The organism is Streptomyces sp. NPDC050264, assembly GCF_040655895.1.
In the GTDB taxonomy this organism is placed as follows: Bacteria; Actinomycetota; Actinomycetes; order Streptomycetales; family Streptomycetaceae; genus Streptomyces.
The window spans coordinates 1-25,781 of sequence record NZ_JBFAKV010000022.1; the positions used below are offsets into that span (position 1 = coordinate 1).

Sequence of the window (25,781 nt, forward strand, 5' to 3'; positions counted from 1 at the left end):
CGGCAGACCGAGCGCGCCCGACGCGTAGTAGAGCTGGTCGGTGGAGCACAGGCCGGTCTCGGTGACGTCGGCGCCCTGCGCGATGGCCCCGCGGGCGAACGCACGGGCGAGCCCGGGGGAGGAGGGGCGCATGTCATGGCCCGTCACGATCGCGTCGGCCCGCGTGACGCGCACGAACGCGGCGCCGAACAGCTCGGCGGTCGACTCGTCCCACTGGTCGGGGACGACCCCTCGCACGTCGTACGCCTTGACGAGCCCGGACAGATCGGTGCGGGACGTCGGGTCGGATGTGGTCATCGGCGGGTCCTTCGAAGCAGGGGAGTTCACGGGGAGTCGATCAGCCACAGGGCGGTGTCGGGCGGCAGCGCGTCCCCGGAAAAGGGCTCGCTGGCGAGCGCCGGGCGGCCGGGGAGTGCGAGGGAGGAGAGCGGCACGGGCTCCGCGCCGAGGTTGACGACGCAGACGAGCTCGCCCCGGCGGAACGCGAGCACCGGCGCGTCCGGCGCCGAGAGCCAGACCGGCCGGGCCGTGGGGTCGGGCGCCGGATGCGCGCGGCGCAGGCGCAACGCCCTCCGGTACAGGGCGAGCGTCGAGTCGGGGTCCTGCCGCTGCGCGGCGACGGTCAGTCCGGCCCAGCCGTCGGGCTGCGGCAGCCACGTCCCGCCGGGCGCGGCCGTGCTGAATCCGTACGGTGCGTGCTCGCCGGACCAGGGCAGCGGGACGCGGGCGCCGTCGCGGCCCCGCTCGGTGCGGCCCGAGCGCTCCCACAGCGGGTCGAGGATGCGGGCGTCGGGAATCTCGGCCTGCGGCAGGCCCAGCTCCTCGCCCTGGTAGAGGTACGCGGATCCGGGCAGCGCCAGCATCAGCAGCGCGGCCGCACGGGCACGCCGAAGCGAGCCGAGCCGGGTCGCGGGGCGGATCGCGTCATGGCTGGAGAGCAGCCAGGTGACCGCGCTGCCCGGCACGGCGAACGAACCGTCGACGACCCCGCGCAACTCCGCCGCGTCCCAAGAAGCCTCCAGGAAAGCGAAGTTGAAGGCCTGGTGCATCTCGTCGCGCCTGATGTACCGGCCGAGCCGCGCCGGGTCGAAGACGGCCGACTCGGCGACCATCACCCGGTCCCGTGGCGCCACCGCACCGGGCGGCGCGGGATGCGTGTCGAGCAGCGCCCGCCATTCACGGTAGAGCGGGTGCAGCTCCTCCTGGTCGTAGTACGGCATCAGGTGGTTGCGCCACGGGTCGGCGTGCTGCCCGGGGCCCGCGTCGGGCAGCCCCTCCGCCTTGAACAGGGCGTGCGCCACATCGACGCGGAAGCCGTCCACGCCCCGGTCGAGCCAGTACCGCAGTACGCCGGTGAAGGCATCGCGCACCTTCGAGTTGCGCCAGTCGAGGTCCGGCTGCTCGGGGGCGTGCAGATGGCAGTACCACTCGCCGTCCGGCACCCGGGTCCAGGCCGGGCCGCCGAACGCCGACTGCCAGTCGTTGGGCGGCAGTTCACCGCCCGCGCCCCGCCCCGGCCGGAACAGGTACCTCGCCCGTTCCGCCGAACCGGGGGCCGCCGCCAGCGCGTCCTGGAACCAGGGATGCCGGTCGGAGGTGTGGTTCGGGACGAGATCGACCAGCAGCTTCAGGCCCAACGCGTGGGCGCGCTCGGTCAGTTCGTCGAAATCCTCAGCGGTGCCGAGGTCCTCGGCCACGCCCGTGTAGTCGGCGATGTCGTAACCGCCGTCCGCCAGCGGCGACGGATAGAACGGAGTGATCCACACGGCGTCCGCGCCCAGGTCCTTGATGTGTTCCAGATGTGCGGTCACGCCGGGCAGATCGCCGACCCCGTCGCCGTTCGAGTCCGCGAAGGCGCGCGGGTACACCTCGTAGCAGACCATGTCCCGCCACCAGCTCACGCGACGCCCTCCAGAGAGATGTGGGGCACCGGCTGGGCGACACCGGTGTCGGCCGCGACCGTGGCGGCCTCGGCGACCGCGACGGCGGCAAGTCCGCCGGCGGCGTCCGCGACCGGCGGCGTACCCTCGCGCACCGCCCGCACCAGATCGGCCATGGCCGCGCGCACGCTCTGCGCGTACACATACGGCTTACGGGCCTCGCCGCCGAGGTCGAGGACGGCGCGCACGTGGTGCGGCACCCTGCGCTCCTCGCCACGTCCACGGGCCGGCGCGGCGGAGCCGGCGTCCCGCTCGACGCGCACGGTGAGACACTCCTCACCGTGCGGCCGGAACCCGTCGACGTACGTCAACTCGCACAACCGGTCGGGAAGTTGTTCCCACTTGCGAGCCTCTTCCTCGTCCACCCAGGCCGAGATCTCCGCGTGGACCGGGATCCAGCCGCTGATCCGCGTCTCCGCGAACCCGTGGTCGAGGCGCATGAGCTGACGCTCCGCGCGGTGCGCGTGGGTGAACGAGTGCAGGTGCGAGGCGAGCACCCCGCCGGGGTGGACGACGTCCGCGCTGACCAGGTCGACCGGGCCACCGGGGCGGCGCACGGCCGTCGCCCGGACGCCGACCGGGTCCGAACCGAGGAGCGCCCGCGCGGCGTCGAAGAAGTGGACGCCGTGCTCGACGAAGATGCCACCGCTGTGCGCCGGGTCCCAGAACCAGTGATCGGGTCCCAGGTCTTCGTCGGAGGCGTCGTTCTCGAACAGGAAGCGGCGCGCGGGAGCGAGCAGCCCCTGTGCGGTCAGCCGCTCCACGGCCCGCAGCAGCGGGTTGTAGCGCAGCACATGGTCCACGACCAGGACGCGGGCGGAGCGGCGCGCCTCGGCGGCGACCGCCGTCGCGTCCCCGGTCGTGGTGGCGAGGGGCTTCTCGCAGAAGACATGGCGCCCCGCACGCAGCGCGGCCAGCGCCATCGCCGCATGGGTGGCGGGCGGCGTGGCGATCAACACGGCCGCCACGTCGTCCCGTTCGAGCAGCTCGTCCAGGGAGGCGAGCGCCGGGACGCCGTGCCGAGCGCCGAGCCGGGCCGCCCGCTCGGACGACGGGTCGGCGACCGCGGCCGGGCGCAGGCCCGGCAGACCGGCCACGGCGTCCAGGACGAACTCCGCGAACCCGCCGCAGCCGACCAGACCGATGCCGAGCGGTGCGTGGGCGCCGTCACTCATGCCGTGTGCTCCGTGTGCTCCGTGTGCTCCGTGCGCTCCAGGAGGGCGACGCCGATGTGCGCGTCGGCCATGCCGTAGAAGACGTACAGCTCGCCGTCGATCTCCTCGATCGCCGTCGGGAAGACGACGTTCGGGACGGTGCCCGAGCGCTCCTCCTCGGTCTCCGGTGCCATCAGCGGCTGGTCGGAACGGGCGATCACCTGCGACGGGTCGGCCGGGTCGAGGATCATCGCGCCCGCCGCGTAGGACACCTTCTGGTTCTGCTCCCACGGGTTCTCGATGGAGCCCGACACACCGTGGTGGATCAGCAGCCAGCCCTCGGGCACCCGGATGGGGGCCGGTCCGCCGCCGATCTTCAGCTCCTCCCACGGGAACACGGAGAGCGCCACGAGCCGGTGGTCGCGCGGCCGGGTCAGCGCGCGGATGTCCGCCTCGACCTCGGCGACCGGCACGTACGAGATCCAGATGCCGGGCCGCTCGTCCGTCACACCGGCGGGCAGGTGCACGCCCTCGCCGGGACGGAACCAGCCCAGGTCCCACATCGGGCGGTGCAGCATCGCGTAGGCAGGCGCGCCGTCCGGGCCCGGCACCGGCTCGGGGAAGTGGACGACGTCCTTGTTCGGGAAGAGGTTGAGGTCGGTGTCGAGGTCCGGCTGGTACTGGAACTGGATCGGGCCGAGACGGGTCCAGTCGGTCAGGTTCTCGGACACGGCGAGGGCCGGCTTGGGGCCGAGCGGGCCGTAGGCGACGTACGACATGACGTGCTTGCCCAGGGACGGCACCCAGGTGACCCGGGGGTCCTCGACACCGGCGTTGTTCTTGCCGCGCTCCCAGCCCTCGTCGGGGGAGAGGACGACGCCGCGGCGCTCGACGCCGTTCGGGACGCCCGCCTCGTCGAAGGTGACCTCCGCGAGGCCGACCCGTGAGACGTTGCCTTCCGCGACCAGGCGCGGCAGCAGGTGCAGGGTGCCGTCCGGGGTGCGGCCCGCGGCGGGGTTGAGGACGCCGTCGACCTCGTTCGCCTCTCCGGCCAGCGGTGACATCACGACGCCCTTGCGGACCAGGCGGTACGGGATGGCCGTGGTGTCGGCGGCGGTGTCGGTGGTGGCGGTGGTGTTGCTCATGGGGAAAGTCAGCCCTTGGTCGCAGAGTCGATGTCGGTCGAGGTGAAGTGGCGCTGGAAGAAAAGGAAGAGGATCACCGCGGGGACGGCCAGCACGACGGCGCCGGCCAGCAGGGCGCCGGCCGGGTTGGCGACCGTGCCCTGGAGGTTGGAGAGGAAGCTGGCGAGGGAGACCGCAAGGGGCTGCATGTCGGCGTTCTTCGTGACGAGGAACGGCCACAGGAACTCGTTCCACGGCCCGATGAAGGTGAGCAGCAGCGCGGTGAGCACCGCGGGCCGGGCCATCGGCAGCGCGATCCGCCACAGGATGCGCAGTTCGCTCGCGCCGTCGATGCGGGCCGCCTCGAAGAGGGACGCCGGCATCTGGAGGAAGAACTGGCGGAACAGGAACACCGCGGTCGAGTTGATCGCGAACGGCAGGATCATGCCGAGGTAGTTGTCGCCGAGTCCGTAGTCGCGGACGACCAGGACGTACAGCGGCAGCGTGAGGAGCTGGAAGGGGATCATCTGCACCAGCAGCAGCGCGCCGAAGACGGCGCCCTTGCCCCGGAAGCGCAGGACGGCCAGACCGTATCCGGCGAGCACACCGAAGACGAGCGTGCACACCAGGACGCCGATCGTCATGATCCCCGAGTTGAGGAGCGAACGGCCCAGCGAGATCGCGCTGTTGATGGCCGTGTAGTTGGCGCCGGTCAGGCCGGTGGGGACGGCCGCCGACAGATCGCCGGCCGTGCTCCCGCGCAGCGAGCCGACGACCATGTAGTAGAAGGGGAAGAGGAAGGCGACCGCACCGAGCGACAGCAGGGTGTACCGCACGGCCTTCCCGGCAGGCGTTCCGCGCATGTCAGTTGCCCCTCTCGGAGAGCTTGCGGGCGACGAGCGAGACGACCATGACGAAGGCGATGAGGACCACGCCGAGCGCCGCCGCGAAGTCGGGGTGCCCCTGCTCGATGCCCTTCTGGTACATCAGCAGGACCGGTGAGGTGGAGGCGTGGTCGGGACCGCCGCCCCCGGTCAGCAGGTAGGGCTCGCTGAACAGGTTGGCGCCGGTGATGATCGCGTAGATCACGACGAGCGTCGTCGCGGGACGCACGCCGGGCACCGTCACCGAGAAGAACTGCCGGACGGGACCCGCGCCGTCGACGGAGGCCGCTTCGTAGAGCTCGCCCCCGACGTTCTGCAGCGCCGCCAGGTACAGCATCACGAAGAAGCCGAGCTGCTTCCACGTGACGAACACGGCGATCATCGGCATCGCCAGATGCGAGTTGACCAGCCACGACGGATCGGGCGCGTGCGAGCCGAGCAGATGGTTGACGAACCCGTCCGAGCCGAACAGGAACTGCCACACGGCGACAAGCGCGACGCTCGCGGTCACGTACGGGAGGTAGAACGCGGCGCGGAAGAACGCGCGGCCTCGGATCTTCGCGTTCAGCGCGGAGGCCAGCACCAGGGAGACGCCCACCGTGAGCGGCACGTTGATGAGCAGGAAGATCGCGATGTTGAGGAACGCCCGGCCGACGACGGGGTCGGTGAAGACGTCCCGGTAGTTCGCGAGGCCCACCCAGGGCGAGTCGATGTCGGTGCCGGGCGCCGTGAAGTAGAAGCGGTGGAAGGAGATCCACACCGTGTAGACCAGTGGCACGGCGAAGACGACGAGGATGAACAGCACGTACGGCGAGACGAACAGCGCGCCGATCCGGGAGCCGGGGCGCGCCTTGCGCGGAGCCGGCTGGAGGTGGGAGCTCATGACGGGTCCCCGTATTCGTTGATCAGGCCGGTGATCTCGGACGAGGCGTCCCGCAGCGCCGAGCGTGTCGACTCGCGGCCGAAGACGACCGACTTCGTCCACGCGTCGCGGAAGGTCTGCCAGATGTCGACGGAGCCCGCGACGTTCGGCACCTCGACGACGTGCTCCGCCTGCTCGGCGAAGGCCTTGTACGTCGGCTGCTTCTTGAAGAAGGCGGGGTACTTCGACGTCAGGTCGGTGCGCATCGGCATCTGACCGGTGGCGGAGAGGAAGTCACCGTCCTGGCCGGCGGAGGTCGCGAACTTCAGCACGTCCCAGGCCGTGCCCCGGTTCTCGCAGGAGCTGAACATGGACACGGACTTCTCGTCGCTGAACGAGTACTTTCCCGTGCCGCCGTCGGAGGTCGGCACCGGAGCGACACCGATGTCCACGTTGTTCTTGTACGCGGCGACCGCCCACGGCCCGACCGTGGCCATCGCGGCCTTGCCGTCGTTGAGCGAGTCGCCCGGGTACGCCTCCTGCGGGGCCAGCTTCTCCTGGTACAACGTCCGCCAGAAGTCGGTGACTTGGCGCCCCGCGGGCGAGTCGAACTGCGGCTTGCCGTCCTCGATGAGCTGCTTGCCGCCGCTCTGCGCGGCGAACGCCGGATAGAAGTCGTACCAGGGCTGGAAGAAGTCACTGGAGGGCGACGGCCAGATCGCGGCCTTCGCGGCGCCGCTGCGCACGAGCGTGCGCGACGTCCGGAGGAACTCCCTGTACGTCGCGAGCTTCGGGTGCTCGGGGTCGAGACCGGCCTTCTTGAACAGCTTCTTGTTGTAGAGGATCATGACGGGGTTGCTCTTCCAGGGCAGTTGGTAGAACTTGCCGTCGGCCGACTTGTACTGGTCGGTGAGGGCACCGCCGCGCCGGGTGATGTACGCGTCACCGTCGGGGAAGTCGCTCAGGGAGACGAGCCCGTTCTGCTTCTGGAACGTCGGCACCGCCGCCGGGGAGGTGTTGAAGGCCAGACAGGCGCTGGTCCCCGCGATGATCGAGGCGCTGATCGCCTCCTCGGACGTCTTGCCCGCCGGGATCTGCTGCGCCGTGACGTGCTGGCCGGGATGGCGCTTGTTCCACGCGGCCACCATGGCCTTGCCCCACTGCACTTCCTGCGCGTTGTTGGACAGCCAGACGGTGATCGGGCCGCGCGCGTCCGCGGCGGTGGCCGCATCCGGTGCCGACCGGCCACAGGCTGTCGCCGTGCCCGCGAGCGCGAGTACGAGCAGCGCGTACGCCGTTCTCCTCAACATGATGGATCTCCGAACTGTTCACGCGCGGCCTCGTCGCCGTGCGCAATGGCCGGTCGGCGCGAACGCGACCGGAGCGTGGTGTCCCCGCGTCAGCGGCGGGGAGCCGGCCCTATCGAGGCGCGGGGCACGAACTCGGCGGGCGGCAGCTGCACGTGCTCCGCACCGCCCTCGGCGATGACCGCGTCCAGGGCGCGGGCGGCCGCCTCGCCCCAGCCACGGGCGTCCGCACGGGCGGAGGCGAGCGGCGGATAGGTGTAGCGGGTCAGCGGGGTGTCGTCGTAGCCGACGACGGAGAGCTGGTCCGGCACGCGGACGCCCAGCTCCTGGGCGACCGAGAGCCCGGCCATGGCGGCCAGGTCGTTGCCGTAGACGATCGCGGTCGGCGGTTCGGCGAGGGCGAGGAGTTCCCGGGTGGCGCGGGCGCCGCCCTCGGCGCTGAAGCCGCCTGGCCGTACCGGCCCCTCGGGCAGTCCGAGCGCGGCCAGGGTCTGTTCCCAGGCCAGCCGGCGCCGCCCCGCGTGCCGCAGCTCCCGGGGCCCCTCGACGTGGGCGATCGCGCGATGGCCGAGGTCGGCGAGGCGGCGGACCGCGGCCGCGTAGGCGGGCTCGTCGTCGAGGCTGACCGCCGTCAGACCGTCACCCCACTCGGGCCGGCCGACCACGACCGCGGGCAGCCCGAGCTCCTGGAGGAGCGCGGGGCGCGGGTCGTCGAGGCGCAGGTCGGTCAGGAGGACACCGTCGACCTGCCGCTCCGCCGCCATCCGCTCGTACACGCCGCGCTCCTGCTCGGGCGTGGTGACGTGCACCATGAGCCCGTCGCCGCGCTGCCCGATCACGGTCTCGACGCCCGCGATGAACGCGGGGAAGAAGAGGTCCGTGCCGATCTGCTCCGGCTCGCGGGCGAGGACGAGCCCGAAGGCCCCGGCCTTGCCGAGCGACAGCGCCCGGGCCGGCCGGCTGGGCGTCCAGCCGAGCTCGTCGGCGGCGGCCATGATCCGCGCCTTGGTCTCCTCGGCGACCCCGGGCCGGTTGTTCAGGGCGAAGGACACGGTGGCGCGCGAGACGCCCGCACGCTGTGCGACGTCGGCGATGGTGGGCTTGCGTGCCATGGTGCCGGACTCCCTCTCGACGGGACACCGCAGCGGCCCGCGTTCAAACCGGTTTGAATCGCTGAACGACGCTGACTAAACCGGTTTGAACGAGGAGTCGTCAAGGGTTCTCGAGTTGTGATCCGCGTCATAGCCGGGGTGGCGAGGGCGGGCATGGGTGAGGGGCCGGACGTCGCCCGTCCGGCCCCTCACCCGCGCGTTCGGGTACGCGTCAGCGCACCGCGCTGGTCACCTGATACCTCCCGGACGGCAGCCGGTACGTGGCCGTGCCGTCCTCGAAGCCGACGAACCTCACCCCGTCCACCGAGGCCAGTGGAGTGCGCCCCTCGCGCACGGCGGACGCCGAGACCGCGGGCAGGCTCAGCGTCGCCTCACTGTTGGCGGGGACGACCGCCTCGTACGTCAGCGTCCCGTCCTTGGCCAGCGACCACGCGCTCGTGATCTCGCCGTACGGGGACAGGTGACGGCCCGTCACCCGAGTGATGCCACCGCTCGGGTCCAGGTGCGGCCGGAGGCGGAACCTCTGGAAGCCGGGGTGGTCGGGGTCGCGGGCGATGCCCGCCATGTACGCGTACATCCACTCCGCGATCGCGCCGTACGAGTAGTGGTTGAAGGAGTTCATCTCGACCGGGCCGAAACCGTCCTCCTCCGAGTACGAGTTCCAGCGCTCCCACACCGTCGTCGCGCCGTTGTCCACGGAGTACAGCCACGACGGCATGGCGTTCTGGTGGAGCAGTTCGTACGCGAGGTCGGCGCGGCCCTCGTCGGTCAGGACGGGCGCGAGGACGTTCACGCCGAGGAAGCCGACCGACAGGGTGTTCTCGGCGTACTCCACGCGCGCGCTGTCGGGATGGGCGGCCTTGTACGCGGCGTCGTTGCCGATGTTGTCCGCCAACAGGCCGACCAGCGCCCGGCGTTGGGCCTGCGTGTCGTAGAAGCCGAGCTTGAGGACCCACAGCAGCGCGGACTGGCTGTTGTCCTCGGGGTCGCCGCCCATGCCCGGCTTGCCGCCGATGCTCGACTTGACGGTGATCCTGTCGCCGTCGACCTCCACGTACTTGGCCAGGAACGCGCGCCGGATGTTGCCGAAGAGGTCGTCGTACGCCTTGCCCTCGGCGGTGCGCCCGGTGGCCCGCGCCATCTGGGCCATCAGGCGCACGCTGTAGGCGTAGTAGACGTCGCTCATCAACTGGGTGCCGGTGTTCTGGAACGCGAGCCAGTCGGCGAAGATCGCGCCCTGTCCCGCGTACGTGTCCCCGCCCTTCTGCCGGATCCAGTCGATGTAGCGGACCATCGCGTCCCAGCTGCGGTCGATGATGGTCCCGTCGCCGCTCATCTGCCACACGGTCCACGGCACGATCACCCCGCAGTCCGCCCAACCGCTGCACGGGGCCGCCGCGTTGTACCGGTTTCCGGGCGCCACCGCGGTGAACTGGGCGCCGTCCACGCCGTAGATCTTCTGCGACTCGATCAGGATGGACTCGAAGTGGCTGAGGAACGCGACGGCGTCCGTGTTGTAGAGGCCGGTGTTCGAGAAGACCTGGGTGTCGCCCGTCCAGCCGAGCCGCTCGTCGCGCTGCGGGCAGTCGGTCGGCACCCACAGGTAGTTGCCGCGCTGGCCCCAACGCACGTTGCTGATCAGCTGGTTGATGTCGTCGTCGTCCGTGGTGACGCTGCCGATGTCACGGATCGCCGACGTGCCGACCTTGCCCGTCAGACCGGAGACGGTGACCTCGGCGCCGGGCGTCGTCACCTCCACCGACACATAGCGGAAGCCGTAGAAGGTGAGCGAGTCCTGATGGGTCTCGCCGCCCTCCGCGCCCTTGAGGACGTACGTGCTCGTGGCCTTGGCGCTGCGCAGGTTGGCGCGGTACACGGAGCCCACCGGGCCGTCCGCGCCCGCACTGTCGTCGTTGAGCATCTCGGCGAATCCGACGACGACTTGGGCGCCCGCCGGGCCGCTCACGGTGTAGCGGGGCACGCCCACCATGTTCTGGCCGAGGTCGAAGACGGCGGTGTCGCCGGGGCGCAGGGTGACGGGGCCCGGGGCGCCGCTCGTCGAGCGGGCCGGGTCGGGCACGATGCTGCCCTTGCCGTTGGCGCTCGACGACGCGCCGGTGACCTCGCTGTAGACCGTGAGGGACTGTGGTCGGCGGTCCCACTTCGCCATCAGGCGCGCGCTCTCGCCGGGGTACGCGGTGAGCTTCGCGTCGGGGAACGTCGCGGCGTAACCGACCTGTTCGACCTCCGCCCACCCCTTGGTGTCGAAGCCGTTCGCCGCCCAGCCGTCCAGTTCCCGGCGGGCGTGGTACGTCTGCCCGTCGTAGATGTCGTCCGCGCGGTAGGGGCCCGTGTCGGTGGCCTTCCAGCCGCCGCCCGGCTTCGTGACGATGCTCTGCGTGGAGCCGTCGGCGTAACGGATCAGGAGCTTGGCCTTGAACGCGAGCGGGTTGCCGTCCTTGTTGTAATAGGTACTGCCCTCGGAGACACGGGCGTTGTACCAGCCGTTGCCGAGGACGGCGGCGAGCGTCACCGGCCTGCCGCCCGCGACCAGGTCCGAGACGTCGTACGTCAGGTAGTTCACGGTCATGTCGTAGTTGGTCCAGCCCGGCGCGAGCAGCTCGACGGTGCGGCCGCCGTCCTGCGGGACGGTGACGCGCTCACCGTTCACATACGCCTCGTAGACGCCGAGCGCCGTCACATACAGGCGCGCCTCACTGACCCTGCCCTTGCGCAGCGGCGTCTCGCAGCGGACCAGCGGAGCACCCGCAGAGTTCGGGGCCTTGCCCTTCATGCCGATCCACTGCGCGCCGTCCCAGTGGGTGACGCCGTCGGTGCTCAGCAGGCCCGTCTCGAACGACGCGGCGGGCGCGGTGCCGACCGGGCGGTTCTTGGTGTCCCAGACCGAGACGGTCCAGAAGTACCGTACGGAAGGCTTGAGTTCGGGCCCGTCGTACAGCACGGCGACCGAGTCGGACGAGGCCACCCGGCCGCTGTCCCAGACGTCGGGCCGCGACCCGGCGAGCTTCGCGGCCGAGGACCCCACCCGGATCCGGTACGCGCCCTGCGCATGCCCGCGCCGCTGCGATCCCAGGCGCCAGCCGAAGCGCGGGCGGGCGGCGTCCGTGCCGAGCGGCTGAGCGAGGTGCTCGACGGTCAGGCCGGTGACGGCGCCGCCGTCGCTCACCGGGGTGGGGGGAGCCGCCTGGGCGGGTGCGGCGCTCGCGAACGTGCCGGCGGCGACGACGGGCACGGCGCCCGCGGTCGCGGCGAGCACGGTCCTGCGGCGGATATCGCTGCTCATCTGTCAGGTTTCCCTTCGACGGTGAAGGTGCTCTGTGATGGTGGGGGGTGCTGCTGAGGGGTGGGGTGCCGTGAGGGGTGGGGCAGGGGGTCAGGCGCGCACGGTCGCGCGCGCGTACGGGACGAGGCGCACGGGGCCGGTCAGCCCGTACTCCTGCCGCTTGCCGCCGCCGAAGACGGCGGGGCGGGCGACGCGGAGCCGGTTCAGCAGGGTCGTCGCGACCTCGATCTCGATGGTGTTGACGCCGGTCCGCAGCAGCGTCCCGAGGTCGGCGACGCGGGTCAGCTGGTCGACGGGCGGCAGGTCGTGGCCGTTGACGCGCACGGTGAACGTGTCGAAGACACCGCCGAGTTCGAGCAGCGCGCCGTGCGCCGCCGTCCACTCCCGGCCGAGGCGCACGGTGGTGCGGTAGGTGCCGATGCCGGAGACGTCCTCCAGGCCGGGCAGCGCCGTCCACGGCGCGAGCGCGTCGAGCGTCAGCTCGTGGTGCTCATGGGCGGTTTCGGTGGCGCTCGCGCCGGGCCGCCAGTCGTCGACGGTCAGCTTCCACGAGGTGAGGGGGACGGCGGCGGGGACCGCGCCGATCTTCGTGGAGACGGTACGCCCGGTGTCGAGGGTGGTGGTGTACGTGCCCGCCGCCGACGCCCGGATCTCCAGCCGCCCGCCCTCGCCTACGCGGATGTCGTCGGCCCCCGTGGTGGTCGCGTGCCGCCGGGGGACGTCGCCCGAGGGGCGGGCCAGCACCACGACCGTGACCGCGCCCGGCTGCAGGTCCACGGTCAGGCGGATCCGGCCGTCGGCGGTGCGCGTGTACAGGGCGATCGGCGTGAGCGCCCCGGTCCACGGGTCGAGGCGGTAGGGGACGGCGCCCTTCACATGCCCGGTGAGCGTGACGTCGTGGGTGATGCGGGCACCGGTCGAACCCTTCTTGCTGACCGCGTCGTTGGCGAAGTAGTAGTAGTCGGCGCCCGCGTCCGCGCGGTGGGCGTTGAGGAGCATCGACGACTCGGCGTACTCGACGTCGCGGGTGAGGCCGAGGGCCGCGATGGCCTCGGGCACGTCGGGCCGGTCGGCGACCACGTGGACCGTCTTCAACGCCTGGAGCCGCACCAGGAGTTGGCGCAGCCGGTCGTTGTCGCCGGGGCCGGCGAGGCCCGGGACGTGAGCGTCGGACCAGTCGCCGATCAGGATGACGGGCAGGCCTGCGCGGGCGTACCCCAAGAGCTTCTCGGCGACGTCCAGTTGGAGCGTGTGCTCCCGGTTGATCATGATGTCGCCGTCGACGAGCAGCGCCTTGACCGCGGGCCCGTCCGGCGCGAACCGTCCGTCCCGTACCACTGCTGATGGCAGGTCGAGCAGGCGCGGGCTGAGGAAGGTGTGCGTCCAGCCGACCGGCACACCGTCGCTGGTGAACCAGGGCGCCCCGAGACCCGAACCCGCGTAGCCCTTCTGCCGGAGCACCCCGATGTCGACCTTGTTCACACCGGTCTGCAGGACATGCTGAATACGGGCCAGGAAGTCCGCGACCTGCGGGGTGTGCCGCCACAGCGGCTGGCGCGGGCCCCACGCCTCGCCGTACCCCGCCGCCCCCTTGTACGGCGAGAACGCGGCGAAGCCCGGCCATTCGGCGCCCGGCGCGTCCGCGTAGGCGAAGCCGTGGAAGACGGCCTGGTTCACCCCGGCCGCGTACTGCGTGACCAGTTTCTTCAGCGTGTCGGACCAGGTCGTGGAGTAGGCGCCGCCCGCGGTGCCGCCCGCCTCGTTCGACACGAGCGGCTTGCCGCCCATGTCCCGGCCCCCGGCCAGGCAGCGGAAGTCGTCGAGGTTCTTGAAGCCGAGCGACTCGCCCTCGGTGACGTCCAGGAGCGCCGACTTGTAGACCGCGTCGGTCTCCAGGCCGTACGGCTGGATACGCAGCTTCATGCCCAGCGTGTGCGCCCACTTCTGCAGCGGACGCAGGTGATGCTCCACGTACAGCTCGGTGACGACCTCCATCACATCGCGCCGGATCGCCTTGTCGAGCGACGAACCGAAGCTGAAGACGTACTTCTCCTTCTTCTCGACGAAGGTCGCGAGGTAGGGGAGGAGCGAGTAGCCCATGCGCCGCTCGAACTCGGCGGGCAGCGCCGGGGTCCACAGCGTCGCGTCCGTCTCGATCTCGATGGAGTCCTCGAAGAGGGTGCCGCCCGTCGCCTTGAGCAGCCCGCGGATCGAGGGGGTGAGGATGTGCTCCTCCCAGAAGTCGGTGACCGCGCGCGTGCCCGCGTCGCTGAAGTGGTCCACGACGTAGGCGAGGGGAGTCGTGTGGTCGCGGCCCTCCGGGCGCTGTCCCGAACCGCGCTCCCAGTACGCCACCAGCAGCCAGGCCGCACCGTCGGCCGGCGGCGTCCAGGCGAGCCGGCCGCCGGTGACCCGGTCGGTGACGTCGGTGACGGTGTCCTGGTCGAGAGGGACGGGCACGGCCGTCGGTGAGCCGCCCGCCGTGACCCGCACCGCCTGCACGAGAAACAGCCGCTGGTCCGTGACGCCGTCCTCGGGCGGGTTCACGGCGGCCGGGACCGGGCCCTCGTACGCCGTCCCGGGCTCCACCACGGCGATGCCGTGGGCGAGTTCCTGCGCGGCGGCCTTGTCGTCCGGCGTGATCGACGGCACCGCGGCGGGCCACGCGGGGCCGATCGTCAGGTCCACCACCACATCGCGCTTCTTCGCCTCGCGCAGCGCCGCCTCCACCGCCGCCCGCCAGGCCGTGGTGCCCCAGCCGTAGCGCACGGTGTCCAGCTGCTCGTCCATGCTGTGCGTGACCGCCGCGATCTCCACACCGCCGAAGCCGGCCGCCGCGATCGCCCGGATCTCGCGGGCGATCTCGCCGGTGTCGACCAGCGCGTCCGGCCACCACCAGCGGAACTTGGGGCGCACGGCGGCCGCCGGATCACGCAGGACCGCCCCCGGCTTCCCCGCAGCGGAACCGTGCGCGAACGCCTCCGTCGCACCGGGCAACGGCAGCGCCGTCGCGGCCCCGGCCAGGGCACCCATTCTCAGCACGGTCCGACGGCGCAGGCTCATGACACTCCTCGTCCCTGGTCACAGGGGAGTTGAACGGTTTCAAACGATTCAATGTGGGGTGCAGGAACCTACGTGCAGCTGTGACCAGTGGCAAGAGGTGTGCACCAAACACACCTGTGCAAGCGGATTGACAGGCGATGCCGCCTCGCGCAAAGTTGCCGACGGTTCAGAGCGAAACGATTCAAGTCGTCCTGACCGGCGCCCTCGTGGCGAGCCCCCCCCACGCCGCACTCCCCCCTCCCGTACGGACGCGCAAAGGAGCCGCCGCATGCCCGGACCACAGGTGACGAGACGACATTTCGTCGCGGGATCGGGCGCGGTGGCGGGGGCCGCCGCGCTGGGCATGGGGACGGGAGGCGGGGCGGCGGCCACCACCCCGGCCCACGGGACGGTGGCCGCCGCCCCGGCCACCGGACCAGGGGCGCACGCGTCCGGCACGCCGCTCGCCGAGTTCCCGCTCTCCGACGTGACGTTGCTCGACAGCCCGTTCCGCGCCAACATGCGGCGCACCTGCGCCTACTTGAAGGCGATCGACCCCGACCGGCTGCTGCACACCTTCCGCACCAACGCCGGCCTGCCCTCGGACGCCGAGCCCTGCGGCGGCTGGGAGGCCCCCGACGTCCAGCTGCGCGGCCACACCACCGGACACCTCCTGTCCGGACTCGCCCACGCCCACGCCAACACGGGCGATCGCGAGTACGCCGACAAGGCCCGGTATCTCGTGGACGCGCTCGCCGAGTGCCAACAGGCCGCGCCCGCCGCCGGGTTCACCGAGGGCTACCTCTCGGCCTTCCCCGAGCAGGTCTTCGCCGACCTGGAGGCGGGCGGCAAGCCCTGGGCGCCGTACTACACGATCCACAAGATCATGGCCGGGCTCCTCGACCAGTTCCGGCTCTCCGGGAACCGGCAGGCCCTCGACGTACTCACCGCGATGGCCGGCTGGGTCGAGAAGCGGATGGCCCCGCTGGACGTGACCGAAGTGCGCAACGTCCTGCGCGTCGAGTGGGGCGGCATGAACGAGGTCCTCGCCGCCCTCCACCTGGCCACCGGCGACGCGACCGCGCTGCGCACCGCGCGCCGCTTCGACCAGGAGGACCTGTTCGCACCGCTCGCGGCCGGACGCGACGAACTCGACGGGCACCACGCCAACACCGAGATCGCCAAGATCGTGGGCGCGGCCCGGATGTACGACGCGACGGGCGAGGACCGCTACCGCTCGATCGCCGCGCACTTCTGGGACATCGTTGTCCGCGACCACTCGTACGCCATCGGCGGCAACGCCAACCAGGAGTTCTTCGGACCGCCCGGCGAGATCGTCAGCCGCCTCTCCGAAGAAACCTGCGAGAACTGCAACACGTACAACATGCTGAAGCTGGGCCGCCGCCTCTTCCTGCACGATCCGGCCAAAGCCGCGTACATGGACCATCACGAGTGGGCCCTGTACAACCAGCTGCTCGGCGAGCAGGACCCCGACTCGGCGCACGGCTTCGTCACGTACTACACCGGGCTCTGGGCCGGTTCGCAGCGGCAGCCCAAGGGCGGGCTCGGGTCCGCGCCCGGCAGCTACAGCGGGGACTACGACAACTTCTCCTGCGACCACGGCACCGGCCTGGAGACGCACACCAAGTTCGCGGACACGATCTATTTCAGGACGGCGGGTGCCGGCCGCGCCGCCTTGTACGTGAACCTGTTCATCCCGTCCGAAGTGCGGTGGCGCGAGGCAGGGGTGACGCTGCGTCAGACCGGCGGGGACCCGCACGGCAGTGGCCCCGTGCGGATCGCCGTGACCCGTGGCGCGGCCCGCTTCCGGCTCAAGGTGCGCATCCCCGCCTGGCTGAACGACGCGGACCGGCGCCTCGCCGCCCGGGTGAGCGTCAACGGGCGCGCCGTCGACACGTCCGACGCCGCGCCGGGCTCGTACCTCACCCTCGACCGGCACTGGAGGACGGGCGACACGGTCGAGCTCACCTTCCCCCGCGCCCTGACCTGGCGCCCCGCACCCGACAACCCGCACGTACAGGCCCTCTCCTACGGGCCGCTGGTCCTCGCCGGCGCGTACGGCACCGCCGACTCGCCCACCATCCCGGCTCTCGACCGCGCTTCCGTGCGCCAAGCCGGCCGGAACGGCGCGGAGTTCACGGCCTCCGAGGTGAATGGAACCGCCGTCTCCCTGCGCCCCTTCCACCAGATCCACCACCAGCACTACAACGTCTACTTCGCGACCCCGCCGCGCCCTGGCCGCCCCCGCGAGACAGCCCGCTACCTCCTGGCCGAGGGCTCGGGCAGCACCGTCGTGGATACCGTCGGCCACCGTCCCGACGGCCGGCTCACCGGCGGCGCCGCCTGGGCGACCGGCCGCGACGGACACACCGCCGCCGTCGCCCTCGACGGGGTCGACGGCCATGTCGTGCTGCCGCCGGGTCTGATCACCGGGTGCACCGAGCTCACCGTCAGCGCGTGGGTCCGCGTCGACACCCAGGCGAACTCGGCCCGCGTCTTCGACCTCGGCTACCACAAGTCGACGTACCTCTTCCTCGCCGCCCGCACCGGCACCGGGCGCCCCCGCGCCGCCCTGAAGATCGCCGGAATGGAGGGCGAGGACTTCGTGGACGCCGACGCGCCGCTGCCGACCGGGAGTTGGGCCCATGTGGCGCTCACCGTCGGCGACGGCGGGGGAGTCCTGTACGTCGACGGGACCGAAGCGGGCCGCAACGACGCCTTCGTCTCCTCGCCGCTGCTGCTCGGCGCGACGACCCGCAACTACCTCGGCCGCTCCCAGAACCCCAGCCACCCGTATCTGCACGGCGCCGTCGCCGGATTCCGCCTCCACAACAGGGCGCTCCCCGCCGCCGACGTCGCGGCGCTCGCCCGCGCCTGAGCCACCCCTGTCCCTCGCTGTCTCCCGCTGCCCCTCGTAGAAAGCCTCGCCATGCCCGAACAGCACTCCGCCCTGTCCAGACGCGGCTTCGTCGCCGTCTCCGCGCTCACCGCCGCCGCCCTCACCGGCGGCCTGCCCGGCATCGCCCTCGCCGACCGCGCCGCCACCCCCTACGACGCGGACGGGTTCGCCGACCCGCGCCGCGACAGCCGGCCCGCCGTGTACTGGTACTGGAACGGGCCCGTCACCCACGAACTCGTCGACACGCAGCTGGCCGAGCTGCGCGCCAAGGGCCTGTACGAGGTCGTCGTCTTCCCCTACGACAACGCGGAGATGCAGCCCGCCTTCTTCACCGAGGACTGGTTCGACGTGGTCGGGCACGTCCTGGAGACCGCCCGGAAGACCGGCATGAAGGTGTGGCTGTTCAACGACAACCACTTCCCGAGCGGGCGCGCCGGGTACTTCGTCACGAACGGCGGCACCGTCGGCTCACGCACCTACAAGCCGCGCCCCGACCTGCGGCTCAAAGGGCTGTGGAGGTCGACCGCCGTCGTCCGGGGGCCGCGCACCGTCAGCCTGGCGGAGACGACGGGCGTCGGGGTCGACGCCGGGCAGCTCGTCGCCGACGCCGCCGTCCTCGCCGGGCCGGCCGTGCTGAGCGCGGGCGCCGGCTGGGGCGACTGCACCGTCACCGCGAGCGCCAAGCCCGATGTCCTCGCCGCCGGACTGCTGGTGCGTGCCTCCTCCGACGGCCGCGACGGGCTGCTCGTCGAGTTCGACCAGACCGGTGTCGTCACCCTGTCGCGCGTCGCCGGCGGGGCCGTGACCCAGCTGGCCCGGTCCACCCGCACCGACGGCTTCAACAAGACGAAGTTCCACACCCTCGCCGTCACCGTGAGCGGCGCCACCGTCTCCGTCACCCTCGACGCCAAGGACAAGGGCAGCGTCACCGACACGGCGTCGGCCCACCACAGCGTCGGCGTGCACGCCCGCGACGGGCAGCGCTCCCTGTGGGAGGAGCTGAAGGTGACCGGCGCCGACGGCGCCACCCTCTACACGCAGACCTACGACGATGCGTCGGCGGCCGGGGCCTTCGCCGCCAGGACCGCGCCGAAGGGCACCCCCGCCCCGGCCGCGGCGACGGCCCGTCCGGTCGGCTCGGCCGAAGCCGCCGATCTCGTCGAACTCACCGGCCTGATAGCGAAGGGGAGTTGGCAGGTTCCGGCGGGCGAGTGGCAGATCGACCTGTTCGGCGGTCTCGACCTCATCGACGACTCGACGGGCTACGCGCGGGGCTACCTCGACCTGCTCGACGACGAACCGGCCGAGTTGTTCCTCGACATCGTGCCCGGCGAGTACCACCGCCGCTTCCGACGCTACTTCGGCACCGTCATCAAGGGCTTCTGGGACGACGAACCCTTCATCGCCTCCGCCCAGCCGCACTCCTTCAAGCGCCGCCCCTGGTCGCCCACGCTCGCCGCCGCTCTCGGCGCCGTCGACGCCGAGCCCGGACGCGCGTACGCGAGCGCCTTCGACGACCTCGGCGAGGGGGGCCGCGTGCTGCGCGGACGCTACTGGCAGGCCGTCTCCGACCGGTTCTCGCGGTACTTCGAGAAGCAGTCCGAGTGGTACGCCGAGCGCGGCGTGCGCCTCATCACCAACCCGCTGTACGACGAGACGGCCCCCTCGAAGCGGATCGCCTCCACCGGCGACCTCCACAAGATCAACCAGTGGGCGCAGGTGCCGGGCGGCGACTGCATCACCGCCGAATACGAGCTGAACACCCCGACGACGGACCCGCGCAACCCGGCCTCCGTGGCCCACCAGACCGGCCGGCCGCGCGTCCTCATGGAGATGTTCGGCAACATGGGCTGGCAGATCGCCCCGGACTTCATGCGGGCCCTCGTCGGCGCGTACGCCACCCGCGGCGTCAACCTCGCCGTCCTGCACGCCCTGTGGACCGACGAGACCCACGTCTACTTCGCGCCGCCCATCGGCCCCCGCAACCCGTGGTGGTGGACGATGTCGCCGCTCTCCGCGTGGATCGGCCGCGTCATGGAACTGGGCCGCGGCACCTCCGCCGCCCGCACCGCACTGCTCCAACCCCAGCGCGCCGCCGAGCAGTTCACCGGCACCGACCGGCAGGGCGAGGTCGACGACGCCTTCGCGGAGGCGGCCTACGCCCTGGAGCGCGCACAGGTCGACTTCGACCTCGTCCACGAGGGCGCGCTCAGCGGCGACAAGGCGCTGCTCGCGCACGCCGAGACCAAGAAGGGGGTGCTGCACGTCGGAAAGGCGGCGTACGAACTCGTCGTCGTGCCCACAACTCCCGTACTGGACACGGCGACCGCCCGCGCCCTGACCGCCTTCGTCCGCTCGGGCGGCACCGTCGTCGCGGTCGGTGAACTGCCCGCGCTCGCCGCCGACGGCGACGAAACGGCGCTCGCCCGGGAGCTGACCACGCTCTTCCGGAACGGGCGCGCCACCCGCGTCACGGACCCGGACGGCCTCGCCGCGGTGGCGCGCGAGGCCGCCGTGCAGGCCGCCGTCCTCGAACCCGCCGCCGAGGCCGTCCGCGTCCTGCGCACCACACGCGGCGGCGACACCGCGTTCCTGTTCAACAACGAGAGCGCCACCCGGGTGAGCACCACGGCCCTGCTGCCCGCGCGCGGCGAGCCCGAGCTGTGGGACCCGGCCACCGGCACGGCCGGGCCCGCGCCCGTACGCGGCGTGCCCACCCGGGACGGGGTCCGGCTGCCGCTGGTGCTCGACCCGTACGAGACGCTCGCCGTCGTCGTACGCCACCGGGCCGGAACCGCCCCGCACCTCACGGAGACCGACGGCCTGCCGGCCCGAGCGGTCACCGCCGTGACGCGCCACAAGAAGAACCTGCGCGTGACCGCCCTCGCGCAGACCCCCGGCACCCACCGCCTCACCGGCCGCGACGGCGACCGCACGTACACGGGCACCGCGAAGGTCACCGATCCGCTCACGCCGATCCCGGTCGACGGCGACTGGACCCTCACCCTCGCCCAGGACGGCGCCGCACCGGTCACCCGCCCGCTCGGCAGCTGGAGCGACATCGCGCCGCTTTGGTCCGGCAGCGGCACCTACACCAAGGACGTCACCCTGACCGGCGCCGCACTGCGCGGACGCCGCCTGCTGCTCGACCTCGGCACGGTCCGCGAGGTCGCCCAAGTGAGCGTGAACGGCAAGGAGTTCGCGCCCGCGCTCTGGTCCCCGTACGTCGTCGACGTGACGGACGGACTCAGGCCCGGCGTGAACCGGCTCGCCGTCCGCGTCTCCAACACCCTCTCCAACGAACGCAACAAACCACTGCCCTCCGGCCTCCTCGGCCCGGTCGTCCTGCACCCCCGCCTGCCCCTCACCGTCGACCTCGCCCCTTCCCGCGCCTGAGCGTCCGACCCGAACCCGGAGGTTTCCGCCATGAGCCGACGCAGACACTCCCTGCTGCTCGCCACCGCGCTCACCGCCCTGGTCACCGTGGCACCGTCCGCCGCGGCCGCACCCGGCGCGGGCAGCACCGCCACCGCGCTGCGCACTCAGCACCTCGCCACCGCACTCGGCATCGACGACACCACGCCCGAACTGAGCTGGCAGCCGCGTGGCGCCGCCCAGCGCGCCTACCGCGTCCAGGCCGCCACCAGCCGCGCCGCACTCGCCGCGGGCCGCGCCGATCTGTGGGACTCCGGGAGGGTCGACTCGGCCGTCCCGCAGTCCACGTACGCCGGTCGCGGCCTCGGTTCCCGCACCCGCGTGTACTGGCGCGTACAGCTGTGGTCGCCGGGCGCCGCCCGCGCCTCCGCCTGGAGCACGCCCGCCGTCTTCGAGACCGGCCTCACCGACGCGCGTGACTGGTCCGCCGACTGGATCACCAACAAGGACTGGGAGCTGAGCAAGCGCACCGTCCAGCCGGTGACCGTCGAACTGCCGCGCACCACCGCACGCTACGTACGCCTCGACGTCACCAAGCTGGGTCTGCCGCTCGCCGACGACTTCCCGGCCCTCGCCCACCGCCTCCAGCTCGCCGAGATCGAGGTGAGGGACTCGGCCGCCTCCGACACGGACCTCGCCCAGGGCGCCACCGTCACCGCTTCCGAGACCGACACCGAACGCAAGGTGTGGGAAACCAAGTTGGCCGTCGACGGCATCACCAACAGCGCCTGGAACCAGGCCGCCGGCTACGCGAGCCTGCCCCACGACAGTGCCGACGCGCCCGTCACCGTCACTCTCGACCTGAAGGAAGCGAAGACCTTCGACCGGGTCGTCCTCTACCCCCGCGCGGACGTCCTCACCGACGACGGCCGCGTCCCCGGTTTCCCCGTCGACTACAGCCTCGCCACCGCGGACGCGGCCGACGGCCCGTACACGACAGCCGCCCAGGTGACCGGCCAGAAACCGCCGGAGCCCTATCTGCCCTCCGGACTCCCGCTGTTCGCCAGGGACTTCACCCTTCCCAAGGGCATTCGCAAGGCCCGCCTCTACATGGCCGGACTCGGCGTCTACGACGCGAACGTCAATGGCAAGCCCGTCGGTGACGCCGTCCTCGAACCCGCCAACACCGACTTCGCCGACCGCGTCCAGTACGCCACGTACGACGTGACAAGCCAACTGCGCGGCGGCGCCAACTCGTTGGCAGTCGAACTCGGCAACGGCATCTCCAATCAGCTCTCCACCGCCGACCGTTACCGCAAGTTCTACGGCAACCGGGCCGACCCCAAGCTGATCGCCCAGCTGGAGGTCACCCTCGCCGACGGCACCGTGCGGCGCATCGCGTCCGGCACCGACTGGCGCACCGCCCTCGGCGCGACCACGTCCTCCAACTGGTACGGCGGCGAGGACTACGATGCCCGCCGCGCCCCCGGCCGCTCCCACGCGACCTGGGACCGGGCGGCGCGGGTCGACGACGCCGACCTCCCCGCCACCCTGAGCGCCCGCGAGACCGAACCCGTCCGCGTCGTCGAGACCCTCAAGGGCTCCGAGGTCCCTGGCGCCGCACCCGGCAGCCGCGTCTTCGACCTCGGCCGCAACATCGCGGGCTGGCCGGAACTCACCGTCACCGCCCCCAAGGGCACCACGATCCGCGCCTACCCGGCCGAAGGGCTCAAGGACGGCCACGCCGACCAGTCCATCAGCAACGTCGGCGCACCCCTGTGGGACAGCTACACCACGGGCAGCGCGAAGACCGAGACCTGGCACCCCAAGTTCAGTTACCACGGCTTCCGTTACGTCGAGATCCGGGGTCTGCCGGAAGGCGCGACCGTCTCCGTGCGCGGCAAGGTCCTGCGCGCCGACAACGCCTCCGCGGGCACCTTCACCAGCTCGAACGACCTGATCAACGGCATCCACTCGATCACCCGCCGCGCCGTCGAGGGCAACATGATGAGCGTCCTCACCGACTGCCCCAGCCGCGAGAAGCTCGGCTGGCTCGAACAGGACCAGCTCGTCTTACCCACTCTCGCCGCCAACTACGACATGCGGTCCTACCTCCGCAAGATCGTCCGCGACATGGCCGACGCGCAGACCACAGAGGGACTCATCCCCTCCACCGTCCCCGACTACGTCGAACTCGCCGGCACCTACCGCAACGACGCCAACTGGGGCGGCGCGTTCGTCCTCGTGCCCTGGCAGCTCTACACGACGTACGGCGACACGGAGACCCTGCGCGCGTACTACCCGCAGATGAAGGAGTACGTGACGTTCCTGGAGCAGAAGGTCTCCGGGGGCATCCTCGACTACTCCCTCGGAGACTGGTTCACGCCGGACAAGACCTTCCCCAAGGCCGTCTCCGGAACGTACGGGTACTGGCGCGTCGTCGACGCGCTCAGCGACATGGCGGGCGTCCTCGGCAAGGACGACGACGCGGCCGCCTACCGGGCGAAGGCGGACGCGAGCGCGCAGGCGCTCTCGGACACGTACTACGACCAGGAGTCCGGGACGTTCGGCGGCGGCGGACAGGGTGCCGAGGCACTCGCCCTCGACATGGGCGCCTACCCGGAGGGCGAACGGGCGCGCCTGCTCGCCCACTTAGTGTCCTCGGTGCAGGCCGCCGACCACCATCTGCTGCTCGGCGAGATCTCCCTGCCCGCCGCGTTCCGCGTGCTGTCACAGGCCGGCCGGGACGACGTCGTCTACAAGATCGCCACGCAGACGACCTCGCCCAGTTACGGTTACCAGGTCCTCGCCGGCAACACCACGCTCGGCGAGAGCTGGGACGGCGGCTCGGGCCAGTCGCAGAACCACTTCATGCTCGGCGCGATCGACGCCTGGTTCACCCGGAGCCTGGCCGGCCTCGACCAGACCGCCGACTCGGTCGGCTACCGCGAACTGCGCATCGCCCCGGCCGTCGTCGGCGACCTGACCTCCGCGAGCGCCACCTACACCACGCCGTACGGCGAGGCCGCGAGCCAGTGGCGCCGCGACGGCAGCCGGCTCACCCTGACGGCACGCGTCCCCGCGGGCAGCACAGCCAAGGTCGAGGTGCCGGTCGCCTCCGGCAAGGTCACGGCACCCAAGGGCGCGCGACTCGTCGGTCAGAAGGACGGCCTCGCCACCTACGAGGTCGGCTCGGGAACCTGGACGTTCCGGTCCGCGTACACGCCGAAGCAGTGACTCGTCCTCCAACTCAGCTGCAACGCATAGGAGTTCACGTGCCCGCACGCCGCACCATCCTGCTCGGCGCGCTCGCCGCAGCCACATTCCCGCTGACGTCCGCGGTCGCCGGGGCAGCCGCCCGCCCCGGCCCCTCCGTCCGCCGCCTCGCCGACACCCAACTCGACGCCCAGGCTCTCTACTTCATCTCCTACGACGGACTCGTCAACAACAACTCGTTCCAGAAGAGCGGCCTGCTGACCTACCGCGGTCACCAGTACGCCGCCTGGTACACGGCCGACCGGACCGCCGTCCTCGCCCGCAGGCGTCTGCCGCACGGGCCGTGGCAGACCCTGCGCCTGCCGCACCGGCTGCGCTACGACGACTCCCACAACGTCATCAGCCTCGGCGTCTCCCCGGTCGACGGCCGCCTGCATGTCCTCATGGATTCGCACAGCGACGCCTTCTTCTACCTCAAGTCGGCCCGGGGCCTGGTCTCCGACCCCGGCCGGTCCTCCTGGAGCGCCGCGCACTTCGGTCCCGTACAGAACACCCTCGACGGCACACCGCTCACCGACAGGTTCACCTACCCGCAGTTCCTCGCCACACCCGAAGGTCGCCTCCAACTCCTGTACCGCACAGGGGTGTCGGGCAACGGGCAGGCCGCACTCGCGGAGTACGACGGGGCCGCCTGGCGGAACCTGGGGGAGTGGTCCGACGCCGCCGGCCTCTACACCAGCGAGCACGGCAGCAGCACCGCCCGCAGCATGTACGTGAACGGCTTCGACTACGGGCCCGACCGGGCGCTGCACGTCTTCTTCACCTGGCGCGAGCAGAACGCGGCCGTCATGTGCAGCCCCGGCGGCCTGTCCAACCACGAGATGGCCCATGTCTCCAGCGCCGACCGGGGCCGCACCTGGCGCGACCTGTCGGGCGCGCGGGTCGCCGTGACCGGCACCGCCGACCGGGTCTCCGTCACCGACACCGGAACCATCGTCGAGGCCATCGGCCCCGACCACTCCCTGATGAACCAGGAGAGCCAGGCCGTCGACTCGGCGGGCCGCCCGCACGCCCTGTGGTCGTACGTCCCCGGCCGCTTCGGCCAGTGCACCACCAGCTACGCCGCCGACCGCGTCGCGAACGCCCGCACCTTCCACATGTACCGCGATTCCGGAGGGAGTTGGCACAAGACCGAGATCCCCGAACCGCCCCGCTCCACCCAGCGCAGCCGCCTCGCCCTCGACCGGCACGACAACGCGTACGCGATCATGCCGCGCGGAAAGATCGTCGCCGCGTCGGCCGCGAGCGGCTGGACCGACTGGCGCGTCCTGTACGACGGCGCGGACCTGAACGCCTACGGCGAGGTCCTCATCGACGAACTGCGCCTCAAGGCCGACGGCACCCTGTCCGTCCTCTACCAGCAGGCCTCCACCGGGACCACGCCCTCACCGATCCGCGTGGCCGACTTCGCGCTGCCGGACTGACCCCGCGCTGTCCGACTGACCGAACGCCGACCGGGCCGCCCCACGTAGACTCCCTCT

The 25,781-nt window shown here is 71.7% G+C and carries 13 protein-coding genes and 1 pseudogene; 4 read left to right on the forward strand and 10 right to left on the reverse strand.

From position 1 onward, the window contains the following. From manB to AB0J02_RS31690, 10 genes and pseudogenes are all read right to left on the reverse strand, one after another. Positions 1–297 (reverse strand): annotated as a pseudogene (manB, locus tag AB0J02_RS31645) (phosphomannomutase/phosphoglucomutase); the annotation flags it as partial. A 26-nt stretch (positions 298–323) separates the two neighbouring features. Continuing rightward, complete coding sequence (locus tag AB0J02_RS31650; RefSeq protein WP_363197251.1) at positions 324–1,901, reverse strand: glycoside hydrolase family 13 protein; 1,578 nt, start codon at positions 1,899–1,901, stop codon at positions 324–326. Further along, positions 1,898–3,115 (reverse strand): Gfo/Idh/MocA family oxidoreductase, encoded by a 1,218-nt coding sequence (locus tag AB0J02_RS31655; protein WP_363197252.1) that lies wholly within the window; start codon positions 3,113–3,115, stop codon positions 1,898–1,900. Before AB0J02_RS31655 ends, AB0J02_RS31650 begins: the two co-directional genes overlap by 4 nt. Further along, a complete protein-coding gene (locus tag AB0J02_RS31660; RefSeq protein ID WP_363197253.1) occupies positions 3,112–4,239 on the reverse strand; it encodes a glycosidase in 1,128 nt (375 codons plus the stop codon). Before AB0J02_RS31660 ends, AB0J02_RS31655 begins: the two co-directional genes overlap by 4 nt. An 8-nt stretch (positions 4,240–4,247) precedes the next feature. After that, the gene (locus tag AB0J02_RS31665) at positions 4,248–5,081 is read right to left on the reverse strand and encodes a carbohydrate ABC transporter permease (protein WP_363197254.1); all 834 of its coding nucleotides are present in this window, start codon (positions 5,079–5,081) and stop codon (positions 4,248–4,250) included. 1 nt (position 5,082) lies between these two features. Continuing rightward, positions 5,083–5,985, reverse strand: coding sequence for a sugar ABC transporter permease (locus AB0J02_RS31670; protein ID WP_363197255.1), 903 nt, complete (start codon positions 5,983–5,985; stop codon positions 5,083–5,085). After that, complete coding sequence (locus tag AB0J02_RS31675; RefSeq protein WP_363197256.1) at positions 5,982–7,274, reverse strand: extracellular solute-binding protein; 1,293 nt, start codon at positions 7,272–7,274, stop codon at positions 5,982–5,984. Before AB0J02_RS31675 ends, AB0J02_RS31670 begins: the two co-directional genes overlap by 4 nt. 89 nt (positions 7,275–7,363) lie before the next feature. Further along, on the reverse strand, positions 7,364–8,383 hold the full coding sequence (locus AB0J02_RS31680) for a LacI family DNA-binding transcriptional regulator (RefSeq protein WP_363197257.1): 1,020 nt from the start codon (positions 8,381–8,383) through the stop codon (positions 7,364–7,366). Between the two features lie 211 nt (positions 8,384–8,594). Continuing rightward, complete coding sequence (locus AB0J02_RS31685; RefSeq protein WP_363197258.1) at positions 8,595–11,687, reverse strand: family 78 glycoside hydrolase catalytic domain; 3,093 nt, start codon at positions 11,685–11,687, stop codon at positions 8,595–8,597. A 90-nt stretch (positions 11,688–11,777) separates the two neighbouring features. Further along, the gene (locus tag AB0J02_RS31690; protein WP_363197259.1) at positions 11,778–14,750 is read right to left on the reverse strand and encodes a glycosyl hydrolase; all 2,973 of its coding nucleotides are present in this window, start codon (positions 14,748–14,750) and stop codon (positions 11,778–11,780) included. A 268-nt stretch (positions 14,751–15,018) separates the two neighbouring features. Here AB0J02_RS31690 and AB0J02_RS31695 point away from each other — a divergent pair, with 268 nt between their 5' ends. Genes AB0J02_RS31695 through AB0J02_RS31710 form a run of 4 tightly spaced genes read left to right on the forward strand, consistent with a single transcriptional unit; the run spans position 15,019 to position 25,724 of the window. Further along, the gene (locus tag AB0J02_RS31695; protein WP_363197260.1) at positions 15,019–17,628 is read left to right on the forward strand and encodes a beta-L-arabinofuranosidase domain-containing protein; all 2,610 of its coding nucleotides are present in this window, start codon (positions 15,019–15,021) and stop codon (positions 17,626–17,628) included. Positions 17,629–17,679: 51 nt separating this feature from the next. Beyond that, positions 17,680–21,045: a glycosyl hydrolase gene (locus AB0J02_RS31700; RefSeq protein WP_363197261.1), complete on the forward strand. Its 3,366-nt coding sequence runs from the start codon at positions 17,680–17,682 to the stop codon at positions 21,043–21,045. A gap of 30 nt (positions 21,046–21,075) precedes the next feature. After that, positions 21,076–24,261 carry a family 78 glycoside hydrolase catalytic domain gene (locus tag AB0J02_RS31705; RefSeq protein ID WP_363197262.1) on the forward strand — a complete coding sequence of 1,062 codons (3,186 nt, stop codon included), beginning with the start codon at positions 21,076–21,078 and terminating at the stop codon, positions 24,259–24,261. A gap of 38 nt (positions 24,262–24,299) precedes the next feature. After that, the gene (locus AB0J02_RS31710; RefSeq protein WP_363197263.1) at positions 24,300–25,724 is read left to right on the forward strand and encodes a BNR repeat-containing protein; all 1,425 of its coding nucleotides are present in this window, start codon (positions 24,300–24,302) and stop codon (positions 25,722–25,724) included. Positions 25,725–25,781: the final 57 nt, after the last annotated feature.